The sequence below is a fragment of the Pseudomonas sp. JY-Q genome (assembly GCF_001655295.1).
In the GTDB taxonomy this organism is placed as follows: domain Bacteria; phylum Pseudomonadota; class Gammaproteobacteria; order Pseudomonadales; family Pseudomonadaceae; genus Aquipseudomonas; species Aquipseudomonas alloputida.
The window spans coordinates 5,440,001-5,461,984 of record NZ_CP011525.1 but is presented as its reverse complement, the minus strand read 5'-3'; the positions used below and the strand labels follow the sequence as shown (position 1 = coordinate 5,461,984).

Here is a 21,984-nt window from a genome sequence, read left to right as displayed (position 1 = left end):
CGTTAGCTATTAACTGGGAGGATAGCCGCTGAGTGCCTTGTGCACAGAATCGCGCAAGGCACTTTCGCGTTCGCGGGGCGAGTCCTTGTTGCTGCTGCTTTCGGCGCTGGCGCTCCAGACCGGCTGGCCGCTGCGGGCGTCGTACAAGTCGATGCGCACCACCAGGACTTCGACCTCGTAGGTACGCACGATGGGCACGCTGGCATAGCCTCCATAACCGTGGCGGTAGCCGCCATAGCCGACCCCCCCATAGGGATACGGCCCGTAGTAGGGGTCGTAGGTGTCGTAGTCACGCACTTGGCGCAAACGTCTTTCCAGGCGCATATCGGCGCTCACCAGTAAGTCGCCAGGGCCTGCGCGAGAGGGGCGCAGGCCATGCTGGTCGAGCGCACCGCTGACGGCATCGGCCAGTTGCGCCGGGTCGGCATCGACAGCGCCGCTGGGCAACTGGCCGTTGCGCCAGCTCCAGCTGCGGTAGTGCCCATAGTCACGAGCGGGCGCAGGGTAAGCACTGGCGTCGAAGGTGGTGGCCGCCTGGGCGGGGGCCGGTGGTAACGGGCGGCTGCTGGCCACATACGGGTTGCTGCCCTGGCAGCCAGCCAGGGCAATGGGCAGCAGGGCCAGGTACAACAGACGGTACGGCATGTGTTCCTCCTGGCGCGGCGGATTAGCGGGGGCGGCAAACCCAGTGCAGGTAGCGGCCAAGCCCGGCGAAGGTGGGGTGGCGACGGTGGGCCAGTTCCATTTCCAACAGGTCGAGCAGCTCGGCCTTGCTCTGGAATTCCTTGGGCATATAGTCGTGAAACACCCGCACGCCGCTTTCGCCTTCAACCTGCCACATAGGCTCAAGTTGCGCCTTGAGTTCGCGTGGATCAAGCGGTTTCTGTGGGGTCAGGCTCTGCTTTTCACCTTCCAGCCGGTTGCTGCGCAACTTGCGGAAATGGCCCTTGAGCAGGTTGCGATAGACCAGTGCGTCGCGGTTGTAGAAGGCCAGCGATAACCAACCGCCGGGGGCCGTGAGCTGGTGCAGCACCGGCAGGATGCTCTCGGGTTCGGCCAGCCATTCGAGCACGGCGTGGCAGAGCACCAGGTCGTAGCGCTCGGTCAGCTGACCGAGCAGGTCTTGCCAGGGCGCCTGGATGAAGATCGCGGTCTGGCCGGCTTCGGCAAAGCGCGCCCTGGCGCCGTCGAGCATGGGCGCCGCGGGTTCGGCCAGGGTCAGCTGGTGGCCGCGCTCGGCCAGCCATAAGGCCATGTGGCCCAGCCCGGCGCCGATGTCGAGGATGCGTAGCGGGCGGTCGGGTAGCGCTTCGGCCAGGTCGGCCTGCAGCACGGCCAGGCGGATCGCACCCTTGGCGCCGCCATAGATCTTTTCGGCAAAGCGAGTGGCCAGCTCATCGAAATGACGGTCGTTCATCGGGCGAAGCGCCTCTCGCTGTCGGCCAGCTTGGCACGCACCACTTGGTCCATGTCCAGACCCAGTTCGCTGCACAGCAGCAACAGGTAGAGCACCACGTCACCGATTTCCTGGCCGGCGTGGGCCAGTTTGTCGGCAGGCAGCTGGCGCGATTCGTCCTCGCTCAGCCACTGGAAGATTTCTACCAGTTCGGCCATTTCGACGCTGGCGGCCATGGCCAGGTTCTTCGGGCTGTGGAAGCCGCGCCAGTCATTGGTATCGCGGATCTGATGCAGGCGTTGGGTGAGTTCTTGCAGGTTCATCGGGGGTCTCCTATTGCTGCATAGCTTCTGCCCAGGCCCGATGCAAAGCAAGCGTATACCGCCAGGACAGGCCCGGCCCTACAGGCACTCCCAACGGCCGACCATATGCAGCTCGTCCCCGTGCCCGTCCAGGCGCAGTTGGCCCGAAGGGCCCGCTTCACTGGCACTGAGCACCACCTCTGAAGGCAACCTGACCGGCTTGCGGAAGTCCACCTCAAAGGCAAAGCCACTGTGCGGCAAGTGCCCGCGCAGCGCGGCCAAGGCCATGGCCTTGGTCCACATGCCATGGGCAATGGCCGTTGGAAAGCCAAATAACCGCGCACTGACAGCACTGAGGTGGATAGGGTTGTAATCCCCGCACACCTTGGCATATCGCCGGCCGATATCACTGTCGGCATACCAGCGGGTGGCCTCGGGCAATGAATCAGGCGCCGTGTCGGCGGGCTCACTTGCCTCGCCTTCCAGGGTCAAGCCACGCACCAACATGCGGCTGGTCTCGCGCCAGAGCAGGCCGATGCCATCTTCAGCCTCGGTGACCAGGTCGAAGGTGCCACCTTTGGCATGGCGCTGCAGGTTGTGCGCGTACACCGCAAAACGCAGCCCTTCGACACCACCCAGGGGGCGCAGCACTTCGATGCGGTTGTGCAGGTGTACCAGACCAAGCAGCGGGAAGGGGAAATCATCGGCTGTCATCAGCTGCAATTGCAGGGCAAACGCCATCACATGAGGATAGGTCCCCGGCAGGCGGCCATCATCGGGAAAGTGGCAAAGCCTTCGATAGGCACCCAGATTGCCCGGTTGGACCCGCATGAAACAGCGCAGGCCATCGTCCGGCAGCCGGTCGCCGCTGATGGAGCGTTTGCTGGCTGCGCGCAGGTACAGGCTGGCGCGGGCGGCCGGGTTGTGCAGGTCGTGCCATTGTCGGCTCATGTTCAAGCCCCCATCAATGCCTGGCCGCACACCCGCAGCACCTGGCCGTTGACCGACCCGGAGCCTGGCTGGCTGAGCCACGCAATGGCTTCGGCGACATCCTGCGGGCGCCCACCCTGGCCCAGCGAACTCAAGCGCCGGCCCGCCTCGCGCAGGCCCATGGGCATGGCTGCAGTCATGTGGGTTTCGATGAAACCGGGGGCGATGGCGTTGATGCTGCCACCGCGCTCGGCGAGCCGTGGCGCCCAGGCCTGGGCCAGGCCGATCAGCCCGGCCTTGCTCGCGGCATAGTTGGCCTGCCCGCGGTTGCCGGCAATGCCGCTGACCGAGGCCAGCAGGGTGATGCGCGCGTTTTCCCCCAGCGCGCCGTTGTCATACAACGCCTGGGTGAGCACTTGCGGTGCCTTGAGGTTCACGGCCAGCACGGCGTCCCAGTATTCCGGCGTCATGTTGGCCAGTGTCTTGTCGCGGGTGATACCGGCGTTGTGCACCACGATATCGATGCCGTCGGGCAGGGCCGCGAGCAGTTGCGTTGCCGCATCGCTAGCGCATATATCCAGTGGCAGTGCCTTGCCGCCGAGGCGTGCAGCGAGGGCGTCGAGGTCCTGGCTGGCCTGCGGTACATCCAGCAGCAGTACATCGGCGCCGTCCCGTGCCAAGGTTTCCGCAATGGCGGCGCCGATACCGCGCGCAGCCCCCGTGACCAGCGCACGGCGGCCGCCGAGTGGGCGGGTCCAGTCCTCCACCTGGCCGGTGCAGGCTTGCAGGCGCAGTACCTGGCCAGAGATGAAGGCACTCTTCGGCGAGAGGAAGAAGCGCAGGGCGCCTTCCAGCTGATCTTCGGCACCGGGGGTGACATACAACAGCTGGGCAGTGGCGCCGTTGCGCAGTTCCTTGGCCAGTGAGCGGCTGAAGCCCTCAAGGGCACGCTGTGCAACGCTGGCCAGTGGGTCGTCGAGGCTTTCCGGTGCACGGCCCAGCACCAGGACATGGGCGCATGGGGCCAGGCTGCGTAGCAGCGGCTGGAAAAATTCACGCAACTGCTTCAGTGCATCGCTGTCGGACAAGTGACTGGCATCGAATACCACGGCCTTGATTTTCGGCCCCAGGCCGGCCACCCAGGCTTCAGCCTGCAGGTTGTCGGCATTGAAGCTGTATACCTCGTCAGTGAGGCGCTGGGCGATGGCTTCGACCTGCTTCGCCAGTGGCCCGCCACCCAGTACCAGGGCACCTTCCACCGGCCGCAGGCGGCCAGCCTGCCAGCGCTCCAGTGGCGCCGGGCGTGGCAGGCCAAGGGCATCCACGAGGCGGCGGCCGAGATTGGAGTTGGCAAAACCGAGGTAGCGATCGCTCATGAGTGGTCTCCCGAAAGGCAAGCTTGAAAGTGTGGACCAACTTTGCGGCAGGGTCGTTCGAATGCGGTAAAAACACCTAGGCTGTACCGAACAAATTGTTTCAGGAGGAACACGCGCATGCGTTCAACTCGCCGGGTCGCGATCCTGGGCGGCAACCGGATCCCTTTCGCCCGCTCCAATGGCGCCTACGCCACGGCCAGCAACCAGGCGATGCTCACGGCCGCGCTTGAAGGCTTGATCGAACGCTATCGCCTGCACGGCCTGCGGTTGGGCGAGGTGGTGGCCGGTGCTGTGCTCAAGCACTCGCGCGACATGAACCTGACCCGCGAGTGCGTGTTGGGTTCGCGCCTGTCACCGCAGACCCCGGCCTATGACATCCAGCAGGCCTGCGGTACCGGGCTGGAGGCTGCGCTGCTGGTGGCCAACAAGATTGCCCTGGGGCAGATCGAGTGCGGTATTGCAGGCGGTGTCGACAGCACCTCCGATGCGCCGATCGCCGTCAACGAAGGCTTGCGCCATATATTGCTGCAGGCCAACCGTGGCAAAAGCCTTGGCGAACGGTTAAAGCCCTTCCTCAAGCTGCGGCCTCATCACCTGAAACCCGAGCTACCACGCAATAGCGAGCCGCGTACGGGGTTGTCGATGGGCGAGCATTGCGAGCGCATGGCCCACACTTGGCGCGTTGGCCGCGCCGAGCAGGACGAATTGGCGCTGCTTAGCCATCAAAAGCTGGCCGCTGCCTATGCCGAGGGTTGGCAGGACGACCTGTTGACGCCGTTTCTTTCGCTGGTGCGGGACAACAACCTGCGCCCCGACCTGAGCCTTGAGCAGTTGGCCAGGCTCAAACCAGCCTTTGACCGCAGCGGGCAGGGCACGTTGACGGCGGGTAATTCCACGCCGTTGACCGATGGTGCTTCGCTGGTGCTGTTGGGCAGCGAAGCGTGGGCGCAGCAGCAGGGGTTGCAGGTGCTTGCCTATCTGGTCGATGGCGAAACCGCTGCGGTGGATTTTGTCACGGGGCGCGAAGGGTTGTTGATGGCGCCGGTGTATGCCGTGCCACGCTTGCTGGCACGCAATGGCCTGACGCTGCAGGACTTTGACTACTACGAAATCCACGAAGCCTTTGCTGCCCAGGTGCTGTGCACGCTCAAGGCCTGGGAAGATGCCGATTACTGCCGTGAGCGGTTGGGCCTGGAGGCGCCGCTGGGCGCGATCGACCGCAGCAAACTCAATGTGAAGGGCAGTTCGCTGGCGGCCGGGCACCCGTTTGCGGCAACCGGTGGGCGGATATTGGCCCACCTGGCCAAGCTGCTGGCGACGGCGGGTAAGGGGCGCGGGCTGATTTCGATCTGTGCGGCAGGCGGGCAGGGGGTGACCGTTATCGTCGAGCGCTGAAGCACCTCCAGGGTAACTGCAGAGGCGGTGAGTGCCTCGATCATGATCCAGCTGTTAGGCTTGTCTGGTCAGAACTACAAGAACATACCATGCCGATCATCGGACACCCCCGCGCTATCCCCGCGCTGGAACACCTGCCCAGACCGCTCTACGCCCGTGCCGAAAGCCTTGGCGCCGGTTCGTGGACTACCCGCCACCAGCACGACTGGGTGCAGTTCTCCTACGCCATCAGCGGTGTACTTGGCGTGTACACACGCGACGGCAGTTACTTCGCCCCACCGCAGTGGGGGGTGTGGATCCCTGCCGATGCCGAGCATGAAGTGGTCACCTCGATGCAAGCCGAGATGCGCAGCCTGTATGTGCGCCGCGATGCCTGCCCATGGGCGCCGGAACAATGCCGAGTGCTGGAAGTCACGCCGCTGGCGCGCGAGCTGATCAAGCAGTTCTGCCTGTTCCCGGCAGATTACCCAGAGGACGACAGCGCCGAATCGCGTCTGGTGGCAGTGCTGCTCGATCAGTTGCGCACCTTGCCGGAAGTCGGTTTTTCGCTGCCGTTGCCCCGCCACCCTGGTTTGCTGGCGCTGTGCAATGGCTTGATCGCTGCACCAGACCAGCCGCAGACCTTGCAGCAATGGGCGCGGGAGCTGGGGTGTTCGGAGAAGACGCTGATGCGGCTGTTTCAACGGGAAACCGGGTTGAGCTTTCGTAATTGGCGCCAGCGCATGCGGCTGTTGTCTTCGCTGGCGTTGCTGGAGGCGGGGGAGAATGTGACCGAGGCGGCGCTGGGGTGTGGGTATGACTCCACGTCGGCCTACATTGCGGCGTTCAAGCAGCTGTTTGGCGCGACACCGGGGGAATTGAAGCTCTGATTTTCGGTTGCCTGTGCCGGCCCTTTCGCGGATAACCCCGCGAAAGGGCCGGCACAGGCCATACTTCAGGTGCGGAACCTGCGCACCAGCGTATCCAGCTCATTGGACAGCCCGGCCAGGCTCTCGGAGTCCTGGCGCGCCGCCTGGGCCAGCTCGGCCACCAACTGCGCATCCCCGTGAATCTGGCTGATGTGCCGGTTGATGTCCTCAGCCACCTGATGCTGTTCTTCGGCTGCCGTGGCGATCTGGGTGTTCATGTCGCGGATCACATCCACCGACTCACGGATCTGCCCGAAGCTGTCGCGGGCCAGACCAATGCGGCTCACCGACTGCTGCGACACTTCCAGGCTGGCGTGCATCTGCTCGGCCACTTCGGCGGTACGGCTGGCCAGGTTGCCCAGCAAACCGTCGATTTCAGCGGTGGAGTCGGCAGTACGCTTGGCCAGCGCCCGTACTTCGTCGGCCACCACGGCAAAGCCGCGGCCCTGCTCACCGGCACGGGCCGCTTCGATGGCGGCGTTCAGGGCCAGCAGGTTGGTTTGTTCGGCAATCGAACGGATGGTGCCGAGGATCGACTGAATGGCGTTGCTGTCACGCTCCAGTTGCTGGATCGACTGGGCCGATTGCTCGATCTCCTGGCTCAGGCGATCAACGCTGTGTACCGCTGCATCGATCTGTTGCTGCCCTTCGCGGGCCTGCTGCTGGCCGCTGTCGGCCGACTGCGCGGCCTGGCTGCAGGACCGTGCCACTTCATTGGCGGTGGCGACCATTTCGTGGAATGCAGTGGAAACCATATCCACGGCTTCGCGCTGGCGGCCGGCCGCCTCGGCCATGTCGCTGGAGACGCGGGTCGAGCTGCTGGACGTGCTGAGGATCTTGCTGGCGGCAGCACCGATGTGCTGGATCAGGCTGCGAATGGCACCGAGGAACTGGTTGAACCAGCTGGCCAGTTGCGCGGTTTCGTCGCGGCCGCGGATTTCCAGGTTGCGGGTCAGGTCACCCTCACCTTGGGCAATGTCCTCCAGGCCGTTGGTGACGCTGTTGATCGGGCGCACGATCAGTTTGGCGAAGGCCGCACCGACCACCGCGAACAGCGAGGCCAACACCACAGCGATGACACCGATCAGCCAGGTGAGCCGGGTGGTGGTCTGCATCACTTCGCTTTGTTCGATCAGGCCGATGAAGGTCCAGCCCAGCTGCTGGTCTGGGTAGACGTTGGCCATGTAGTGCACGCCATTGAGTTCGACCTCGACCAGGCCTTTGCCGGCTTTGGCCAGCTTGGCGTAACCGTCGCCAAAGCTTCCCAGCTGCTTGAAGTTGTGGGCGGCGTCGCGCGGGTCGACCATCACGTTGCCGTTGCTTTCCACCAGCATCAGGTAGCCGCTTTCGCCCAGTTTGATCTGCTTGACGATTTCGGTCAGGCCCTTGAGCGACACGTCGATGTTGACCACGCCGCCGGGGTTGCCCAGCTGGTTGGCCACGGTGCGCACGGTGCTGACCAGCACCGCATCGTCGGCGGCCCAGTAGTAGGCGCCGGTACGCATCGTCTTGCCAGGGTTGGCCATGGCAAGTTGGTACCAGGGGCGCGTGCGTGGGTCATAATTGACAAACTTCTGGCCGGCCGGCCAGCCAGTGTAGCCGCCGTCATTCACCCCGTAGGACAGGTAGGCGTAGGCGGGGTGTGAGTTGGCCAGGCGAGTCATGAAGTCGAGAATTTTGCTGGCCTGCTCGCCCAGTTCGTAGGACGGGGTTGCGCTCATGTACTTGTTCAGCTCGCTGCCCGTGGCGGCAACCATTGGCTGGGAAGCCATGTACTCGACGTTCTGGTTGATCCCCTGGAAGAAGATGTTCATCGCGTTGCTGACCTGGCGGATTTCCCGGCTGCTGCTGTCGAGGAATCCGTCGCGGGCTTCGCCGCGCAGGTTGATGACCACCAGGGTGGCCACGAGAACGATGGGCAAGCCGGCGATGACCGCGAATGCCCAGGTCAGTTTCTGTTTGATGCTCATCGACGCTCCCGGAATTTTTGTTTTCGACACACGAGGCAGGTAGCAACTGCATCGGCAGCATCCGGGTTTTATGAAGCCAAAACGCCCGTATTTATTGGATAAAGTCGTGGTTGGTGACTATTCGGTCGTGTTTGGACATTTATGGCATGCCAAAGGCGCGTGGCAGCTCAGTGACAGCAGCTGCCCGCAGCGCCATTGGCCAGGTCTTTGAGGATCGGGCAGTCCGGACGGTCGTCACCCTGGCAGTGCGAAACCAGCTCGCCGAGGGTGTCGCGCAGGCTCACCAGCTCCTCGATGCGCCGGTTCAGTTCATCGATGTGGTGCATGGCCAGCGCCTTCACATCGGCGCTGGCACGTTGGCGGTCCTGCCACAAGGTCAGCAACTTGCCGACCTCTTCGAGGGAAAAGCCCAGGTCGCGGGAGCGTTTGATGAAGGCCAGGTTGTGCAAGTCTTGCGCCTGGTACAGGCGGTAGCCGCTGTCGCTGCGAGTGGCGGGTTTGAGCAGGCCGATGGACTCGTAGTAACGGATCATCTTGGTGCTGAGCCCGCTGCGGCGGGCGGCCTGGCCGATATTCATGGCGCCTCCTGGGTGCTGCTGGTGGGTTTCCACGTTTTAAGCCACAGTGCATTGCTGACGACGCTGACACTGGACAGGGCCATGGCAGCTCCTGCCAGTACCGGGTTGAGGTAACCCAGCGCGGCGAGCGGAATGCCGATCAGGTTGTAGATGAAGGCCCAGAACAGGTTCTGGCGGATCTTCGCGTAGGTCTTGCGGCTGATTTCCAGCGCGGCGGGCACCAGGCGCGGGTCGCCACGCATCAGGGTGATGCCGGCGGCCTGCATGGCCACGTCGGTACCGCCACCCATGGCAATGCCGATGTCGGCCGCGGCCAACGCCGGTGCATCGTTGATGCCATCGCCAACCATGGCGACCACCCCATCCTGCTTGAGCGCGGCCACGGTCGCGGCCTTGTCGGCCGGTAGCACTTCGGCGTGCACATCGTCGATGCCCAGTGCCTCGGCAACCACTTTGGCGCTGCCACGGTTGTCACCGGTCAGCAGGTGGCTGCTGATGTGTTGGGCGTGCAGGGTTTCGATGGCCTGCGCGGCGCCAGGCTTGAGGCTGTCACCAAAGGCGAACAGGCCCACGACTCTCGGTTGCGCGCCGCGCTCGATCAGCCACGACAGTGTGCGCCCTTCCGCTTCCCAGGCCTGGGCCTGGGCGGCCAAATCGCCGGGCTGCAGACCGCTTTCGTCAAGCAGTCGGCGGTTGCCCAGCGCCAGTTCACGGCCTTCAACGCGCCCGGCAATGCCGCGCCCGGTCAGTGACTGGCTGTCGGCAACGGTTGGCACGTCCAGCCCTTGCTCTGCACAGGCCACCAGTACCGCCTTGGCCAGCGGGTGTTCACTCCCGCGCTGCAGGGCGCCGGCCAGGCGGTGAAGGTCGGCACTGTTGCCGTCCAGCGCCTGACTGTGAACCACCCGCGGGCTGCCGGAGGTGAGGGTACCGGTTTTGTCGAACACTACGCGGTTGACCGCATGGGCACGCTCCAGAGCTTCGGCATCCTTGATCAGGATGCCGTGGCGGGCGGCGACCCCGGTGCCGGCCATGATCGCGGCGGGTGTGGCCAGGCCGAGGGCGCAGGGGCAGGCGATGACCAGCACGGCGACGGCGTTGATCAGCGCGGTTTCCAGCGGTGCCCCAGCCAGCCACCAGCCGATCAAGGTGATCAGGGCCAGTACCAGCACGGCCGGGACGAACACCTGGCTGACACGGTCGACCAGCTTCTGGATCGGTGCTTTGGCGGCCTGGGCGTCTTCCACCAGGCGGATGATGCGCGCCAGCACGGTCTCGGTGCCCAGCGCCTGGGTACGCACCAGCAGCCGGCCTTCACCATTGATGGCGCCACCGGTGACGCTGTCGCCGGGCTGCTTGGGCACTGGCAAGCTCTCGCCGCTGATCAGGGCCTCATCGGCATGGCTGCTGCCGTCTTCGACCACGCCGTCGACTGGGAAGCGTTCGCCGGGCTTGACCAGTACCAGGTCGCCCAAGCGCAAGTGGGCGATGGCCACGTCCTCTTCCACGCCGTCGACCACGCGCAGGGCGCGTTCCGGGCGCAGGGCTTCGAGGGCTCGGATGGCACTGGCGGTCTGGCGTTTGGCGCGGCTTTCCAGGTACTTGCCCAGCAATACCAGGGCAATCACCACGGCTGAGGCTTCGAAGTACAGGTGCGGGGCCATACCGGCGGGAGCCTGTGCCCATTGGTACAGGCTCAGGCCATAGCCAGCGCTGGTGCCCAGGGCCACCAGCAGGTCCATGTTGCCGGCACCGGCGCGCACGGCCTTCCAGGCTGCAATGTAGAAGCGGGCACCGAGAATGAACTGCACGGGTGTGGCCAGCAGGAACTGCGCCCAGGCGGGTAGCATCCAGTGCAAGCCGAACGGTTGTACCAGCATGGGTAATACCAGCGGCAGGGCCAACAGCAAGGCTGCACCGACTGCCAGGCGCTCGTTGCGCAGGCGGCGCTGGACAGCGCTTTGGTCGTCCTTGGTCGATTGCGGCAGGCTGGCGCTGTAGCCTGCCTTTTGCACAGCGTCGATCAGCAGGTTGTCATCAAGGGCCGCAAGCACTTCGAGGTGCGCGCGTTCGCTGGCCAAGTTGACGCTGACCCGCTCGACCCCGGCCAATTTGCCCAGGGCGCGCTCTACTCGGCCGACACAACTGGCGCAGGTCATGCCGCCTATCTGCAGTTCGAGGGTGCGGGTTGGTACCCCGTAACCGGCCTCGCGCACGGCTTCGACCAAGGCTGGCAGGCTGGCAGGCGGGGCTACAACCCGGGCTTTTTCAGTGGTGAGGTTTACGCTGACCTGTTCAGCGCCGGTGACCTTGCGCAGGGCGCGCTCGACCCGGCCAGCACAGCTGGCGCAGGTCATGCCGGAGATCGGCAGGTCGTATGTGGTGGATGCGGGCATGGCTCTCCTCCTTGGACAGGCCTCCAGCATCAACCTTGCCACGCAGGCAAGGTCAATAGCCCAGGTCGGCTCGTTTCAACTCCAGCCCATATTGCCCCATGGCGATGCGGTATTTGTTGATCTGGCCCGCCTGCAGATTCAAACGCGTGCTGCGCTGGTCCTCTATACCTGCGGCGCAACCCGGCATTTGCCCAGGCAGCAGGCGCAGGCGCACATCCACCGGGCCAGGCGGCAGGTTGAACGAGGTGGACTGCTCCTGGAAAACGCGCCCGGAAAGCTGGTCGTTGAGGTACACGCCGATTTCGCAACTGGTGGCCACTTCCAGGCGCTCCCGGGAAATGATCAGTACGCTGTAGGCCGAGTTGCCCTCGGCGAATGCCGGTGGCACCACAGCCAGCGCGCCCAAGAGCCCGACGACGCCCAATGCTGCCCTGAACATGAAAAATCTCCTGCTTGCCTGATCGTCAAAGGCGCAGCTTGGCCGACGCGGACGCGGATTTCCACCCCGGGCGTTGCAGGCAGGGCTTGACCTTGCCCTCATGGCAAGCTTGAAACTTGTGAAAAACCTGAAGGAGGTAACCCCCATGCAAGTGTTCAATGTACAAGGCATGACCTGCGGCCATTGCGTGAAAGCCGTGACCCGCGCGGTGCAGGAGCAGGATGCGGCAGCCAGGGTGGAAGTTGATCTGGCAGGTAAACAGGTGCGTGTGCAGAGCGAGTTGGCGCAGGAGCAGATTCTCACTGCGATTCGCGATGAGGGGTATCAGGCCGAAATCGCCTGAAGACCTGATTGCTCCCACCGGGGGTAACAGTGTTGCAAATGTTTTCACATTGACAGGGTCCACAGCAGGTAGAATCAGTCACTTGCTTAGCCTGCTATGGATTCCTGATGAACCTGCGAATGGTGCTCATCCTGGGCGCACTCAGTGCGTTCGGGCCCTTGGCGATCGACTTTTACCTGCCAGCCTTCCCGGCCATGGCGCAAGCGTTCGCCACCGATGAAAAACACGTCCAGGCCACGTTGGCCGCCTACTTCATGGGCCTGTCTATCGGGCAGTTGGCCTATGGGCCGGTTGCCGACCGCTTTGGCCGACGCAAACCGCTGATGTTCGGCGTTACGCTGTTCACCTTGGCATCACTGGCCTGTGCCTACGCCCCCAACCTCGATACCTTGGTGGTGGCGCGTTTCATCCAGGCACTGGGTGGTTGTGCCGGCATGGTGCTTTCGCGGGCCATCGTCAGCGACAAGTGCGACCCGGTAGCTTCAGCCAAAGTGTTTTCGCAACTGATGCTGGTCATGGGCTTGGCGCCGATCCTGGCACCGATGCTGGGTGGGGTGCTGGTGAACCTGGCCGGCTGGCAGTCGATCTTCCTTGCGCTGAGCCTGTTCAGTGCCGGCTGCCTGCTGGCGGTAAGCCTGGGCCTGCCGGAAAGCCTGCCCGAGCATATACCCCGGCAACCGCTGTCTGGCGCCTTGCGCCAGTACCTGCGGCTGCTGGCTGACCGGGTTTTCCTCGGCCATGCCCTGACCGGCGGTATCGCCATTGCCGGCATGTTTGCCTATATCGCCGGTTCACCTTTCGTGTTCATCAAACTGTATGGCGTGCCCGCTGAGCACTACGGCTGGCTGTTCGGCACCAACGCCGCAGGTTTTATTCTGGTGGCGCAGGTGAACGCCCGCCTGCTGGCCAAACGCGGGCCGGCCTTCCTGCTGGGCCGTGCGGTGTGGCTGTATCTGGTTGCGGGCCTGGTGTTGCTGGGCGTGGCGGCGTTGCGCCCTGCGCAACTGTGGCCGCTACTGGTGCCGCTGTTCATCTGTATCGCCAGCCTTGGTTGCATCATTCCCAATGCTTCGGCCTGCGCCATGAGTGGACAGGGCGCGCGTGCCGGCAGCGCCTCGGCACTGATGGGCTGTGTGCAGTTCAGCGTAGCTGCGGGTGCTGCGGCGCTGGTCGGGCTGCTGCATGATGGCAGTGCGGTGCCCATGGCAATCGTGATCAGCCTGTGCGGGGCGCTGGTGGTCAGTGTTGCGCTGTTGACCCGGCGTTTGCAGGCCAAGGCTCCCGCATGAGCGGGTGAGGTGCCTGCAGCCGGGTTTCCAGCGTGGCGACGAAGGCACGCGCCTCAGCCTCGCTGCGGAAACTGACCACATGCTGATCGAGCTGGACTTGCCAAGGGCAGGCGGGGTTTCGGCTCGACGCACTTACGATAATTTTCATCGCTGCATACCTCCAGGAAGGGGAGCCGCTCAAGTGTAGCGCTGGCCCGCCAGCCTGCCATGACACGGCTTCAGCGTCCTGACTGACGGTAAGTGTGTGCATTTTCCTGGCGGTGTCTCCTACTTTGGGCGCAATGCCTGCAAACCCGCAGAACCTTCGCTTTGTTTCGCACTATTTGTGGAAGGTTGCTGTGGGCCACATCTGAAATGGCTGCAAGTTTGTTTTCATCAAGATGTTTCAGCGCGTTTGTGTGGGCGTACCGGTGCCTTGATTGACTGGGTGCCGGGGCGTTTTCGAAGCCGCCTCGCTGCTTGCCATGGGTAGGCATACCCAGTGGTTTTTCGTCATGAGTACGATGGCACCTGGCCGTCTGAACCGGCGTTTTCTGCGGCTTATACTGGCGAGCCAGGCCAGTGCCAGCGAGAGGCGCTTCCCTGGCAGGGTTGGCCATCGCATCCCCACAGTGAACTTGCAGGGAGTTACAAGGACATGAACGCAGCCAGCAGTATCAGCCAGATCGCCAGCCTGATGGCCGACCCCAAGCGAAGTGCCATGTTGTGGGCATTGATCGATGGCACACCGCGGTTGGCCAATGAGCTCGCGATAATGACTGGCCTGACTTCATCGTCAGCCTGCGCGCACCTTTCGCTGCTGTCGTCGGCCGGTTTGCTCAGGCATGAAGCCAGGGGCCGCAAACGTTACTTCTGCCTGGCTACCCCGCAGGTCGGAGCGGCGGTAGAGGCCTTGGCCAGCGTACAGCTGGAAAGCGCCAGGGGAGAGCGTGCCGAAGCGCCGGTATCGTCGCTGCCGCTGTCGATGCGCCGGGCGCGTCGTTGTGGCGATCACCTGGGTGGGGAGTTGGCCAGTGAGCTGTACCATCGCATGGTGGTGGCTGGCTGGTTGGAAGGCAGCGGACGGCACTTGAGGGTCAGTGACGAGGGGCGGGCGCAGTTGGCCTTGGTCGGGGTGTACATCGATGCCCTGGCGCCACACCAGCAACGAGGTTGCGTGATCTGCCGCTGCACCGAATGGAATGACCAAGGCCCGCATCTGGGTGGCGTACTGGGTCAGGCCTTGTTCAGGTTGTTCCTGCAATCTGGCTGGATGCGCGAGATAGAGGACTCACGGGCACTGCATATTTCGGCGCTGGGTATCCAGCAGATCAATCGCATAGCCCGCGTGGCGACGTTGCAGGTCGGTTGAGCGCAACGTCGTCATGCTACTCAAACCAGCCGTGCGTCCAGGCTGTTCTGCGCCAGGCGACGAGCCTGGTCTTCGGTCATGCCCAAGTGGGTATGCAGAGCGTGGAAGTTCTCCGTGACGTAGCCACCGAAGTAGGCCGGGTCGTCCGAGTTGACCGTGACTTTCACACCACGCTCGAGCATGTCGAGGATGTTGTGCTGGCTCATGTGGTCGAACACGCAGAGCTTGGTGTTGGACAGCGGGCACACCGTGAGCGGGATCTGCTCGTCGATGATGCGCTGCATCAGGCGCTCGTCCTCGATGGCGCGCACGCCATGGTCGATACGTTTGATCTTCAGCAGGTCGAGGGCTTCCCAGATGTACTCGGGCGGGCCTTCTTCGCCAGCATGGGCAACGGCGACGAAGCCTTCGCTACGGGCGCGGTCGAACACCCGCTGGAACTTGCTTGGCGGGTGGCCCATCTCCGAGCTGTCCAGGCCTACGGCAATAAACGCATCGCGGAACGGCAAGGCCTGATCGAGGGTCTTGTGCGCTTCATCCTCGCTGAGGTGGCGCAGGAAGCTGAGGATCAGGCCGCTGCTGATGCCCAGTTGTTCGCGGCCATCCTTGAGCGCCTGGCTGATGCCGTTGAGCACCACTTCGAAAGCAATGTCGCGGTCGGTGTGGGTCTGCGGGTCGAAGAAGGGTTCGGTGTGGATCACGTTCTGGGCCTTGCAGCGTTGCAGGTAGGCCCAGGTCAGGTCGTAGAAGTCCTGCTCGGTGCGCAGCACATCTGCGCCCTGGTAATACAGGTCGAGGAACTCCTGCAGGTTGTTGAAGGCATAGGCACCGCGCAAGGTCTCCACATCGGCCCAGGGCAAGGCGATCTTGTTGCGCTCGGCCAGGGCGAACAGCAACTCCGGCTCCAGTGAGCCTTCCAGGTGCAGGTGCAGTTCGGCCTTGGGCAGGGCGTTCAACCAGTCATACATAGTGGTCATCTCAATCAGGTACGGTTGCGGCCATTCTACAGGGGCTGGCTGGGCAATGCGCCCAGCCGGGCTGCGACCTGGTGAATCACCAGACCAAGGGTTCGCCCTTGTAGTTGATGAAACGCAGGCCGCCCTTGCCGCTTTGGGCCTTGATCTGTTCGATCATGCCGCGGGTGCTGGTGAGCACATCGATTTCGGCGTTTTCGCCACCCATGTCAGTTTTCACCCAGCCCGGGTGCATGGCCAGCACGCACAGGTCCGGGCGCTGCTGCTCAACGAAGAAGCTGTTGATCATCGAGTTCAGTGCCGCCTTGCTGGCCTTGTACAGGCAGATTTCGCCACCGTCTGGGATGGTGACGCTTCCCAGGATCGAGCTCATGAAAGCCAGCACACCACTGCCTTCGCGTATTTGACCCACCAGGCGGCGAGCCACGCGTATCGGCGCCACAGCGTTGGTCATGAACAGATCGCCAATGTCGCTGTTGTGGACTGCCTCCAGGTCTTGCGGCAGGGGGCCCATGACTCCGGCGTTGACGAATATCAGGTCGAACACCTGGCCTTGCAGGCGTTGCTTCAGGCTGTCGAGCTGAACGGTGTCGTTCATTTCCAGCTGCTCGATATGCACGCCGGGCACGTTCGCCAGGGCGCCGGGCTGCTGCGGGTTACGGACGGTGGCAGTGATGTGCCAACCGTCTTCGTGCAGGCGTTGTACCAAGCCCAGGCCAAGGCCGCGCGAGGCGCCGATGATGAGGGCAGTTCTTGAATTGGCCATAGGAACATTCCTTTATCGGTGTAGGAGAAAGGAATTGAGCATACGTCACGGCGAATACGCGTGCCTGGTTTGCGTCTGGTTAAAAAATGGTCAGTTTTGTCTGGGCCTTGCGGGGCCGGGCGCTTCGCCTGTTGGCGCACGGGTTATCCACAAGCTGGTCCACAGTTATTGTGTGCAAGGTGAGCAAGCGGGGTGCGGCTTGGATGGGCGGTTCGCTGGGGATAAGTCGCGCACATTCAGCAGTTTACGACTGTCATCAAATAGTGATCAAAATATGATCAAAGCTCTGGGGGCCTCGAAATCACTAGCCTGCAAGAGAGTGCCCCAAGCTTATCCACAGGCAGGCCCACAGTTGTTGTGGGCAATGTTCAGCGTGCTTCGAGCAAAATACGCCCGCGGCTCAGGTCCGCCAGTTGCTGTTGCAATGGCGCCAGGTGGGCGTCACCGAGGGCAATCACCAGGTCCACACCATTGGCGGTGAACTGTTCATCCAGGACCAGGCCGTCAATCTCGGCCAGGCGCAACTTCACCAGCGCCAGTTCGCTGAAACTGCAACTGCAGCTGAAGTGGCTGCGCTGCACCAGTAGGCGCTTGGGCGCCTGTTGCAGGCACTTGTTGGCGCCGCCGCCATAGGCCCTGGCCAGGCCGCCGGTACCCAGCTGGATGCCGCCGTACCAACGGATCACCAGCACCACCACCTGGTCGCAGTCCTGCGCTTCAATGGCCGCCAGTATCGGCCGCCCTGCAGTGCCGCCGGGTTCGCCGTCGTCACTGCTGCGGTACTGCGCGCCGAGTTTCCAGGCCCAGCAGTTGTGGGTAGCGGCCAGGTCGCTGTGGCGTTCGATGAAACTCATCGCTTCGGCGGCGCTGCTGATCGGCCCGGCGAGGGTGATGAAGCGGCTTTTGCGGATTTCCTCGCGGTATTCGCAGAGGTCGAGCAGGGTAGAAGGCATAAAGGACAGTCAGGCAGCCGGCTTGATGCCGCAGCCCTTCAAAATGATGTGGATAAGGTTGTTGCTCGCGTCTTCCATGTCCTGCTTGGTCAGGCGGCTGCGGCCAGTCACCTGGCAGATCTGGGTGGCGAAGTCGGCATAGTGCTGGGTGCTGCCCCAGAGCAGGAAGATCAGGTGCACCGGGTCGACCGGGTCCATTTTGCCTGCTTCGATCCAGGCCTGGAATACCGCAGCACGGCCGCGGAACCATTCGCGGTAATCGGCACTGAAGTATTCGGTCAGGCAGGTGCCACCGCTGATCACTTCCATGGCGAAAATGCGCGAAGCTTGCGGGTTGCGCCGGGAGAACTCCATTTTGGTGCGGATGTACTGGCTCAGGGCTTCACCGGGGTCGTCATCGACGCTCAAGGCGTTGAAGGTGCTGTCCCACAACTCGATGATGTTGCTGAGCACGGCGATGTACAGGCCCAGCTTGTTGGTGAAGTAGTAATGCAGGTTAGCCTTGGGCAACCCCGCCTTGAGGGCGATGGTGTTCATGCTGGTGCCCTTGAAACCATGGCGGGCGAACTCATCTTCGGCGGCCTGGATAATGGCCTGTTCGTTCTTCTGGCGGATACGGCCCGCGGGCTTGCCCGAGGCGGAGAGGCGATGCGCAGGGACTTCTAGGGTCATGGACGATTCCGTACGGGGCAGTGGCTGCGGCTGTGGGACAAGATTACCTGCCTGTGCCGAAGTGACAAGCGTTTGCGGCACAGACTGGCATCAACGTGTCGCAGCCAGGCTTTCGAGGAAGCTTTCCAACACCAGGTTGGGGCGCCGGCCTTTGCGGGTAACCCAGCTCAGGCTCAGGTCATAAAAGCGCTCCTTGGGCTTGAGCGCACGCAAACGGCCTTGCTGTACCCAGAACATGGCGTAGTGGTCGGGCAGATAGCCAATATAACGCCCGGTGAGGATGAGAAACGCCATGCCCTCGCGGTCAGAAGCACTGGCTGTGCAATTCAGCGCCTGGTAGTGCGCCTGGATGTCGGCCGGCAGGCGGAAGGTGGGGGTGATGGCTTCCTGGCTGTTGAGGCGTTCGTCGTCTATCTGCTGGTCGTCGGCGTAGAACAGCGGGTGGCCGACTGCGCAGTACAGCAGCGAGCGTTCGCTGTACAGCGGTTGGTACTCAAGCCCCGATAGCGGGCTGGTCTGTGGGACGACGCCAACGTGCAGGCTGCCGTCGAGCACGCCGTGCTCGACCTGGCTGGGGGCGATCATACGGATCTGGATGCGTACATCAGGGCCGCGGTCCTTGAGTTCCGCCAGGGCATGGGTGATACGCATGTGCGGCAGGGTCACCAGGTTGTCGGTCAGGCCGATGTTCAGCTCGCCGCGCAAATGCTGGTGCAGGCCATTGACCTCGGTGCGGAAGGTTTCCAGCGCGCTGAGCAGTTGCAGGGCTGAATGGTAGACCTCGCGGCCTTCCTCCGTCAGCGAGAAACCGGCGCGGCCGCGCTGACACAGGCGCAGGCCGAGGCGTTGTTCGAGGTCGTTCATCTGCTGGCTGATGGCCGAGCGACCAATGCCCAGTACGTTTTCGGCAGCGGAGAAGCCACCGCACTCGACGACGCTGCGATAGATCTTCAGCAGGCGGATGTCGAAATCGCTGACTTGGGCGAGTGGATCGGGTCTTCGGCTCATCAGTTTAGTCTCGGCCTGCCTGAAGGTTAGAAATGTAGGCTTTTTCAGACTCTATCGCCGTGCCAACTTAGCTGCAACAACATCCATCGTTGCCTAATCGTCTTCCGAGGAACCGCCGATGAACATGCCCGAAACCGCCCCCACGGGTATCGCCAGCCAGCTCAAGCTGGACGCCCACTGGATGCCCTATACCGCCAACCGCAACTTCCAGCGCGACCCACGCCTGATCGTGGCGGCCGAAGGCAACTACCTGGTCGATGACCACGGGCGCAAGATCTTCGACGCCCTGTCTGGCCTGTGGACCTGCGGCGCAGGGCACACTCGCAAGGAAATCGCTGACGCGGTGACCCGCCAACTGAGTACGCTGGACTACTCCCCAGCGTTCCAGTTCGGCCACCCGCTGTCGTTCCAGCTGGCGGAAAAGATCGCCGAGCTGGTTCCGGGCAATCTGAATCACGTCTTCTATACCAACTCCGGTTCCGAGTGCGCCGATACCGCGCTGAAGATGGTGCGTGCCTACTGGCGCCTGAAAGGCCAGGCAACCAAGACCAAGATCATCGGCCGTGCCCGTGGTTACCATGGCGTGAACATCGCCGGTACCAGCCTGGGTGGCGTCAACGGTAACCGCAAGATGTTTGGTCAGCTGCTGGACGTCGACCACCTGCCTCACACCGTGTTGCCAGTGAACGCCTTCTCCAAAGGCATGCCGGAAGAGGGCGGTATCGCGCTGGCTGACGAAATGCTCAAGCTGATCGAGCTGCACGATGCCTCCAACATCGCAGCAGTCATCGTCGAGCCGCTGGCCGGTTCGGCCGGTGTGCTGCCGCCGCCGAAGGGTTACCTGAAGCGTCTGCGTGAAATCTGCACCCAGCACAACATTCTGCTGATCTTCGACGAAGTGATCACAGGCTTCGGCCGCATGGGCGCGATGACCGGCTCGGAAGCCTTCGGCGTTACCCCGGACCTGATGTGCATCGCCAAGCAGGTGACCAACGGCGCCATCCCGATGGGCGCAGTGATTGCCAGCAGCGAGATCTACCAGACCTTCATGAATCAGCCGACCCCGGAATACGCCGTGGAATTCCCACACGGCTACACCTACTCGGCGCACCCGGTAGCCTGTGCCGCCGGTCTCGCCGCGCTGGACCTGCTGCAGAAGGAAAACCTGGTGCAGTCCGCGGCTGAACTGGCGCCGCATTTCGAGAAGCTGCTACACGGCGTGAAGGGCACCAAGAATATCGTCGATATCCGTAACTACGGCCTGGCCGGCGCCATCCAGATCGCCGCCCGTGACGGTGATGCCATCGTTCGCCCATATGAAGCGGCCATGAAGCTGTGGAAAGCCGGCTTCTATGTACGCTTTGGTGGCGACACCCTGCAGTTCGGCCCAACCTTCAATACCAAGCCGCAGGAATTGGACCGCCTGTTCGATGCTGTAGGCGAAACCCTGAACCTGATCGACTGATCTTTCCGATTTTGATGCCAGGCGCATGCCCGCAGCGCGCGCCTGGCTCTCCTTTGTTTATCTGGAGTTTTGCATGAGCATTGTTCAGCACCTGATTCACGGCGAACTGGTTACCAAGGGTGAGCGCACCGCCGATGTCTTCAACCCGTCCACTGGCCAGGCCGTTCGCAAGGTCGAACTGGCCAGCCGCGCAACCGTGCAGGAAGCGATCGACTCGGCCAAGGCAGCCTTCCCGGCCTGGCGCAACACCCCTCCGGCCAAGCGCGCCCAGGTGATGTTCCGCTTCAAGCAACTGCTGGAGCAGAACGAAGCCAAGATTTCGCAGATGATCAGCGAAGAGCACGGCAAGACCCTGGAAGACGCCGCCGGTGAACTGAAGCGTGGTATTGAGAACGTCGAGTTCGCGTGTGCAGCCCCTGAAGTGCTGAAGGGTGAGTACAGCCGCAACGTCGGTCCGAACATCGACGCCTGGTCCGACTTCCAGCCGCTGGGCGTGGTTGCCGGTATCACCCCATTCAACTTCCCGGCCATGGTGCCGCTGTGGATGTACCCGCTGGCCATCGCCTGCGGCAACGCATTCATCCTCAAGCCTTCCGAGCGTGACCCGAGCTCGACCCTGTACATTGCCCAGTTGCTGCTGGAAGCCGGCCTGCCGAAGGGCATCCTCAACGTCGTGCACGGTGACAAGGAAGCGGTGGATGCGCTGATCGAAGCGCCGGAAGTCAAAGCACTGAGCTTCGTGGGCTCGACCCCGATCGCCGAGTACATCTATGCCGAAGGCACCAAGCGTGGCAAGCGTGTACAAGCCTTGGGTGGCGCGAAGAACCACGCGGTGCTGATGCCGGATGCCGACCTGGACAACGCAGTCAGTGCACTGATGGGCGCGGCTTACGGTTCGTGTGGCGAGCGTTGCATGGCCATTTCGGTCGCCGTGTGCGTGGGCGACCAAGTGGCCGATGCCCTGATTGCCAAGCTGGAGCCACAGATCAAGGCGCTGAAGATTGGTGCCGGCACCTCGTGCGGCCTGGACATGGGCCCGCTGGTGACTGCGGCAGCGCGTGACAAGGTCGTGGGTTACATCGATGACGGTGTTGCTGCTGGCGCCAAGCTGGTGGTGGATGGTCGTGGTTTCCGAGTGGCGGGTAATGAAGATGGCTACTTTGTGGGTGGCACCCTGTTCGACAAGGTGACCCCGGAGATGCGCATCTATAAAGAGGAGATTTTTGGCCCGGTGCTGTGCGTGGTCCGTGTGAATAGCCTGGAGCAGGCCATGCAGCTGATCAACGATCACGAGTATGGCAACGGCACCTGCATCTTTACGCGTGACGGTGAAGCGGCCCGTCTGTTCTGTGACGAGATCGAAGTGGGTATGGTGGGTGTGAACGTACCGCTGCCGGTGCCGGTGGCCTACCACAGCTTCGGTGGTTGGAAGCGTTCGCTGTTTGGTGATCTGCATGCCTATGGCCCGGATGG

22 protein-coding genes and 1 pseudogene (1 of these 23 running past the window's edge) are annotated in these 21,984 nt (G+C 63.0%); 7 read left to right on the top strand and 16 right to left on the bottom strand.

The window, feature by feature from the left end; all coding sequences use genetic code 11:
- Positions 1-9: 9 nt before the first annotated feature.
- From AA098_RS24525 to AA098_RS24505, 5 genes are all read right to left on the bottom strand, one after another.
- On the bottom strand, positions 10-645 hold the full coding sequence (locus AA098_RS24525; RefSeq protein ID WP_054889228.1) for a DUF4136 domain-containing protein: 636 nt from the start codon (positions 643-645) through the stop codon (positions 10-12).
- Between the two features lie 22 nt (positions 646-667).
- Positions 668-1,417: a methyltransferase domain-containing protein gene (locus AA098_RS24520; RefSeq protein ID WP_064615068.1), complete on the bottom strand. Its 750-nt coding sequence runs from the start codon at positions 1,415-1,417 to the stop codon at positions 668-670.
- Complete coding sequence (locus AA098_RS24515) at positions 1,414-1,719, bottom strand: MazG-like family protein (protein ID WP_003255298.1); 306 nt, start codon at positions 1,717-1,719, stop codon at positions 1,414-1,416. The genes AA098_RS24520 and AA098_RS24515 overlap by 4 nt, the downstream gene beginning before the upstream one ends.
- Before the next feature lie 78 nt (positions 1,720-1,797).
- The gene (locus AA098_RS24510) at positions 1,798-2,649 is read right to left on the bottom strand and encodes a MaoC/PaaZ C-terminal domain-containing protein (protein ID WP_064615067.1); all 852 of its coding nucleotides are present in this window, start codon (positions 2,647-2,649) and stop codon (positions 1,798-1,800) included.
- Positions 2,650-2,651: 2 nt separating this feature from the next.
- Positions 2,652-4,004, bottom strand: a complete 1,353-nt coding sequence (locus AA098_RS24505; protein ID WP_064615066.1) for a 3-oxoacyl-ACP reductase — start codon at positions 4,002-4,004, stop codon at positions 2,652-2,654.
- Between the two features lie 117 nt (positions 4,005-4,121).
- On the opposite strand from AA098_RS24505, the gene AA098_RS24500 reads away from it, so the two are divergent.
- Both AA098_RS24500 and AA098_RS24495 read left to right on the top strand, forming a co-directional pair.
- Positions 4,122-5,399: an acetyl-CoA C-acetyltransferase gene (locus tag AA098_RS24500; protein ID WP_060538847.1), complete on the top strand. Its 1,278-nt coding sequence runs from the start codon at positions 4,122-4,124 to the stop codon at positions 5,397-5,399.
- An 89-nt stretch (positions 5,400-5,488) separates the two neighbouring features.
- Positions 5,489-6,268, top strand: coding sequence for a helix-turn-helix transcriptional regulator (locus AA098_RS24495; protein ID WP_003255291.1), 780 nt, complete (start codon positions 5,489-5,491; stop codon positions 6,266-6,268).
- A 65-nt stretch (positions 6,269-6,333) separates the two neighbouring features.
- Here AA098_RS24495 and AA098_RS30330 read toward each other — a convergent pair whose 3' ends face one another.
- From AA098_RS30330 to AA098_RS24475, 5 genes and pseudogenes are all read right to left on the bottom strand, one after another.
- Positions 6,334-7,062 carry a methyl-accepting chemotaxis protein gene (locus AA098_RS30330; protein ID WP_371914709.1) on the bottom strand — a complete coding sequence of 243 codons (729 nt, stop codon included), beginning with the start codon at positions 7,060-7,062 and terminating at the stop codon, positions 6,334-6,336.
- A 129-nt stretch (positions 7,063-7,191) separates the two neighbouring features.
- Positions 7,192-8,079, bottom strand: a pseudogene (locus AA098_RS30325) (cache domain-containing protein); the annotation flags it as partial.
- Positions 8,080-8,444: 365 nt separating this feature from the next.
- Complete coding sequence (gene cueR, locus AA098_RS24485; protein ID WP_004576995.1) at positions 8,445-8,855, bottom strand: Cu(I)-responsive transcriptional regulator; 411 nt, start codon at positions 8,853-8,855, stop codon at positions 8,445-8,447.
- On the bottom strand, positions 8,852-11,251 hold the full coding sequence (locus AA098_RS24480; protein ID WP_060546073.1) for a heavy metal translocating P-type ATPase: 2,400 nt from the start codon (positions 11,249-11,251) through the stop codon (positions 8,852-8,854). Before AA098_RS24480 ends, cueR begins: the two co-directional genes overlap by 4 nt.
- A gap of 52 nt (positions 11,252-11,303) precedes the next feature.
- Positions 11,304-11,690, bottom strand: coding sequence for a hypothetical protein (locus AA098_RS24475; RefSeq protein ID WP_003255287.1), 387 nt, complete (start codon positions 11,688-11,690; stop codon positions 11,304-11,306).
- A 145-nt stretch (positions 11,691-11,835) separates the two neighbouring features.
- On the opposite strand from AA098_RS24475, the gene AA098_RS24470 reads away from it, so the two are divergent.
- Positions 11,836-12,033 carry a heavy-metal-associated domain-containing protein gene (locus AA098_RS24470; protein ID WP_003255286.1) on the top strand — a complete coding sequence of 66 codons (198 nt, stop codon included), beginning with the start codon at positions 11,836-11,838 and terminating at the stop codon, positions 12,031-12,033.
- A 107-nt stretch (positions 12,034-12,140) separates the two neighbouring features.
- Positions 12,141-13,322 (top strand): multidrug effflux MFS transporter, encoded by a 1,182-nt coding sequence (locus AA098_RS24465; RefSeq protein WP_064615065.1) that lies wholly within the window; start codon positions 12,141-12,143, stop codon positions 13,320-13,322.
- Here the strand turns inward: AA098_RS24465 and AA098_RS29970 are convergent.
- A complete protein-coding gene (locus tag AA098_RS29970) occupies positions 13,273-13,470 on the bottom strand; it encodes a hypothetical protein (protein WP_003255284.1) in 198 nt (65 codons plus the stop codon). The genes AA098_RS24465 and AA098_RS29970 overlap by 50 nt on opposite strands.
- 489 nt (positions 13,471-13,959) lie before the next feature.
- Here AA098_RS29970 and AA098_RS24460 point away from each other — a divergent pair, with 489 nt between their 5' ends.
- On the top strand, positions 13,960-14,673 hold the full coding sequence (locus tag AA098_RS24460; RefSeq protein WP_004576993.1) for a helix-turn-helix transcriptional regulator: 714 nt from the start codon (positions 13,960-13,962) through the stop codon (positions 14,671-14,673).
- 20 nt (positions 14,674-14,693) lie between these two features.
- On the opposite strand, the gene AA098_RS24455 is transcribed toward AA098_RS24460, so the two are convergent.
- The 5 genes from AA098_RS24455 to AA098_RS24435 form a co-directional block, all read right to left on the bottom strand.
- A complete protein-coding gene (locus AA098_RS24455; protein WP_064615064.1) occupies positions 14,694-15,641 on the bottom strand; it encodes an adenosine deaminase in 948 nt (315 codons plus the stop codon).
- A gap of 85 nt (positions 15,642-15,726) precedes the next feature.
- The gene (locus AA098_RS24450; protein ID WP_003255281.1) at positions 15,727-16,413 is read right to left on the bottom strand and encodes an SDR family oxidoreductase; all 687 of its coding nucleotides are present in this window, start codon (positions 16,411-16,413) and stop codon (positions 15,727-15,729) included.
- A 368-nt stretch (positions 16,414-16,781) separates the two neighbouring features.
- Positions 16,782-17,366: a YigZ family protein gene (locus tag AA098_RS24445; RefSeq protein WP_003255280.1), complete on the bottom strand. Its 585-nt coding sequence runs from the start codon at positions 17,364-17,366 to the stop codon at positions 16,782-16,784.
- A 9-nt stretch (positions 17,367-17,375) separates the two neighbouring features.
- Positions 17,376-18,038, bottom strand: coding sequence for a TetR/AcrR family transcriptional regulator (locus AA098_RS24440; protein WP_003255279.1), 663 nt, complete (start codon positions 18,036-18,038; stop codon positions 17,376-17,378).
- 90 nt (positions 18,039-18,128) lie between these two features.
- Positions 18,129-19,049, bottom strand: coding sequence for a LysR family transcriptional regulator (locus AA098_RS24435; protein ID WP_029380767.1), 921 nt, complete (start codon positions 19,047-19,049; stop codon positions 18,129-18,131).
- Between the two features lie 115 nt (positions 19,050-19,164).
- On the opposite strand from AA098_RS24435, the gene AA098_RS24430 reads away from it, so the two are divergent.
- Positions 19,165-20,511, top strand: coding sequence for an aspartate aminotransferase family protein (locus AA098_RS24430; protein WP_004576992.1), 1,347 nt, complete (start codon positions 19,165-19,167; stop codon positions 20,509-20,511).
- 73 nt (positions 20,512-20,584) lie between these two features.
- On the top strand, positions 20,585-21,984 hold the 5' portion of the coding sequence (locus AA098_RS24425) for a CoA-acylating methylmalonate-semialdehyde dehydrogenase (RefSeq protein WP_003255276.1). It continues 94 nt past the right edge of the window; 1,400 of the gene's 1,494 nt are visible here — the first part of the coding sequence; the start codon lies at positions 20,585-20,587; its stop codon lies beyond the right edge, outside the window.

Coding starts and splice junctions, on each gene's coding strand:
- AA098_RS24525 (WP_054889228.1), bottom strand. CDS start 645: ATGCCGTACCGTCTGTTGTACCTGGCCCTGCTGCCCATTGCCCTGGCT.
- AA098_RS24520 (WP_064615068.1), bottom strand. CDS start 1,417: ATGAACGACCGTCATTTCGATGAGCTGGCCACTCGCTTTGCCGAAAAG.
- AA098_RS24515 (WP_003255298.1), bottom strand. CDS start 1,719: ATGAACCTGCAAGAACTCACCCAACGCCTGCATCAGATCCGCGATACC.
- AA098_RS24510 (WP_064615067.1), bottom strand. CDS start 2,649: ATGAGCCGACAATGGCACGACCTGCACAACCCGGCCGCCCGCGCCAGC.
- AA098_RS24505 (WP_064615066.1), bottom strand. CDS start 4,004: ATGAGCGATCGCTACCTCGGTTTTGCCAACTCCAATCTCGGCCGCCGC.
- AA098_RS24500 (WP_060538847.1), top strand. CDS start 4,122: ATGCGTTCAACTCGCCGGGTCGCGATCCTGGGCGGCAACCGGATCCCT.
- AA098_RS24495 (WP_003255291.1), top strand. CDS start 5,489: ATGCCGATCATCGGACACCCCCGCGCTATCCCCGCGCTGGAACACCTG.
- AA098_RS30330 (WP_371914709.1), bottom strand. CDS start 7,062: ATGGTTTCCACTGCATTCCACGAAATGGTCGCCACCGCCAATGAAGTG.
- cueR (WP_004576995.1), bottom strand. CDS start 8,855: ATGAATATCGGCCAGGCCGCCCGCCGCAGCGGGCTCAGCACCAAGATG.
- AA098_RS24480 (WP_060546073.1), bottom strand. CDS start 11,251: ATGCCCGCATCCACCACATACGACCTGCCGATCTCCGGCATGACCTGC.
- AA098_RS24475 (WP_003255287.1), bottom strand. CDS start 11,690: ATGTTCAGGGCAGCATTGGGCGTCGTCGGGCTCTTGGGCGCGCTGGCT.
- AA098_RS24470 (WP_003255286.1), top strand. CDS start 11,836: ATGCAAGTGTTCAATGTACAAGGCATGACCTGCGGCCATTGCGTGAAA.
- AA098_RS24465 (WP_064615065.1), top strand. CDS start 12,141: ATGAACCTGCGAATGGTGCTCATCCTGGGCGCACTCAGTGCGTTCGGG.
- AA098_RS29970 (WP_003255284.1), bottom strand. CDS start 13,470: ATGAAAATTATCGTAAGTGCGTCGAGCCGAAACCCCGCCTGCCCTTGG.
- AA098_RS24460 (WP_004576993.1), top strand. CDS start 13,960: ATGAACGCAGCCAGCAGTATCAGCCAGATCGCCAGCCTGATGGCCGAC.
- AA098_RS24455 (WP_064615064.1), bottom strand. CDS start 15,641: ATGTATGACTGGTTGAACGCCCTGCCCAAGGCCGAACTGCACCTGCAC.
- AA098_RS24450 (WP_003255281.1), bottom strand. CDS start 16,413: ATGGCCAATTCAAGAACTGCCCTCATCATCGGCGCCTCGCGCGGCCTT.
- AA098_RS24445 (WP_003255280.1), bottom strand. CDS start 17,366: ATGCCTTCTACCCTGCTCGACCTCTGCGAATACCGCGAGGAAATCCGC.
- AA098_RS24440 (WP_003255279.1), bottom strand. CDS start 18,038: ATGACCCTAGAAGTCCCTGCGCATCGCCTCTCCGCCTCGGGCAAGCCC.
- AA098_RS24430 (WP_004576992.1), top strand. CDS start 19,165: ATGAACATGCCCGAAACCGCCCCCACGGGTATCGCCAGCCAGCTCAAG.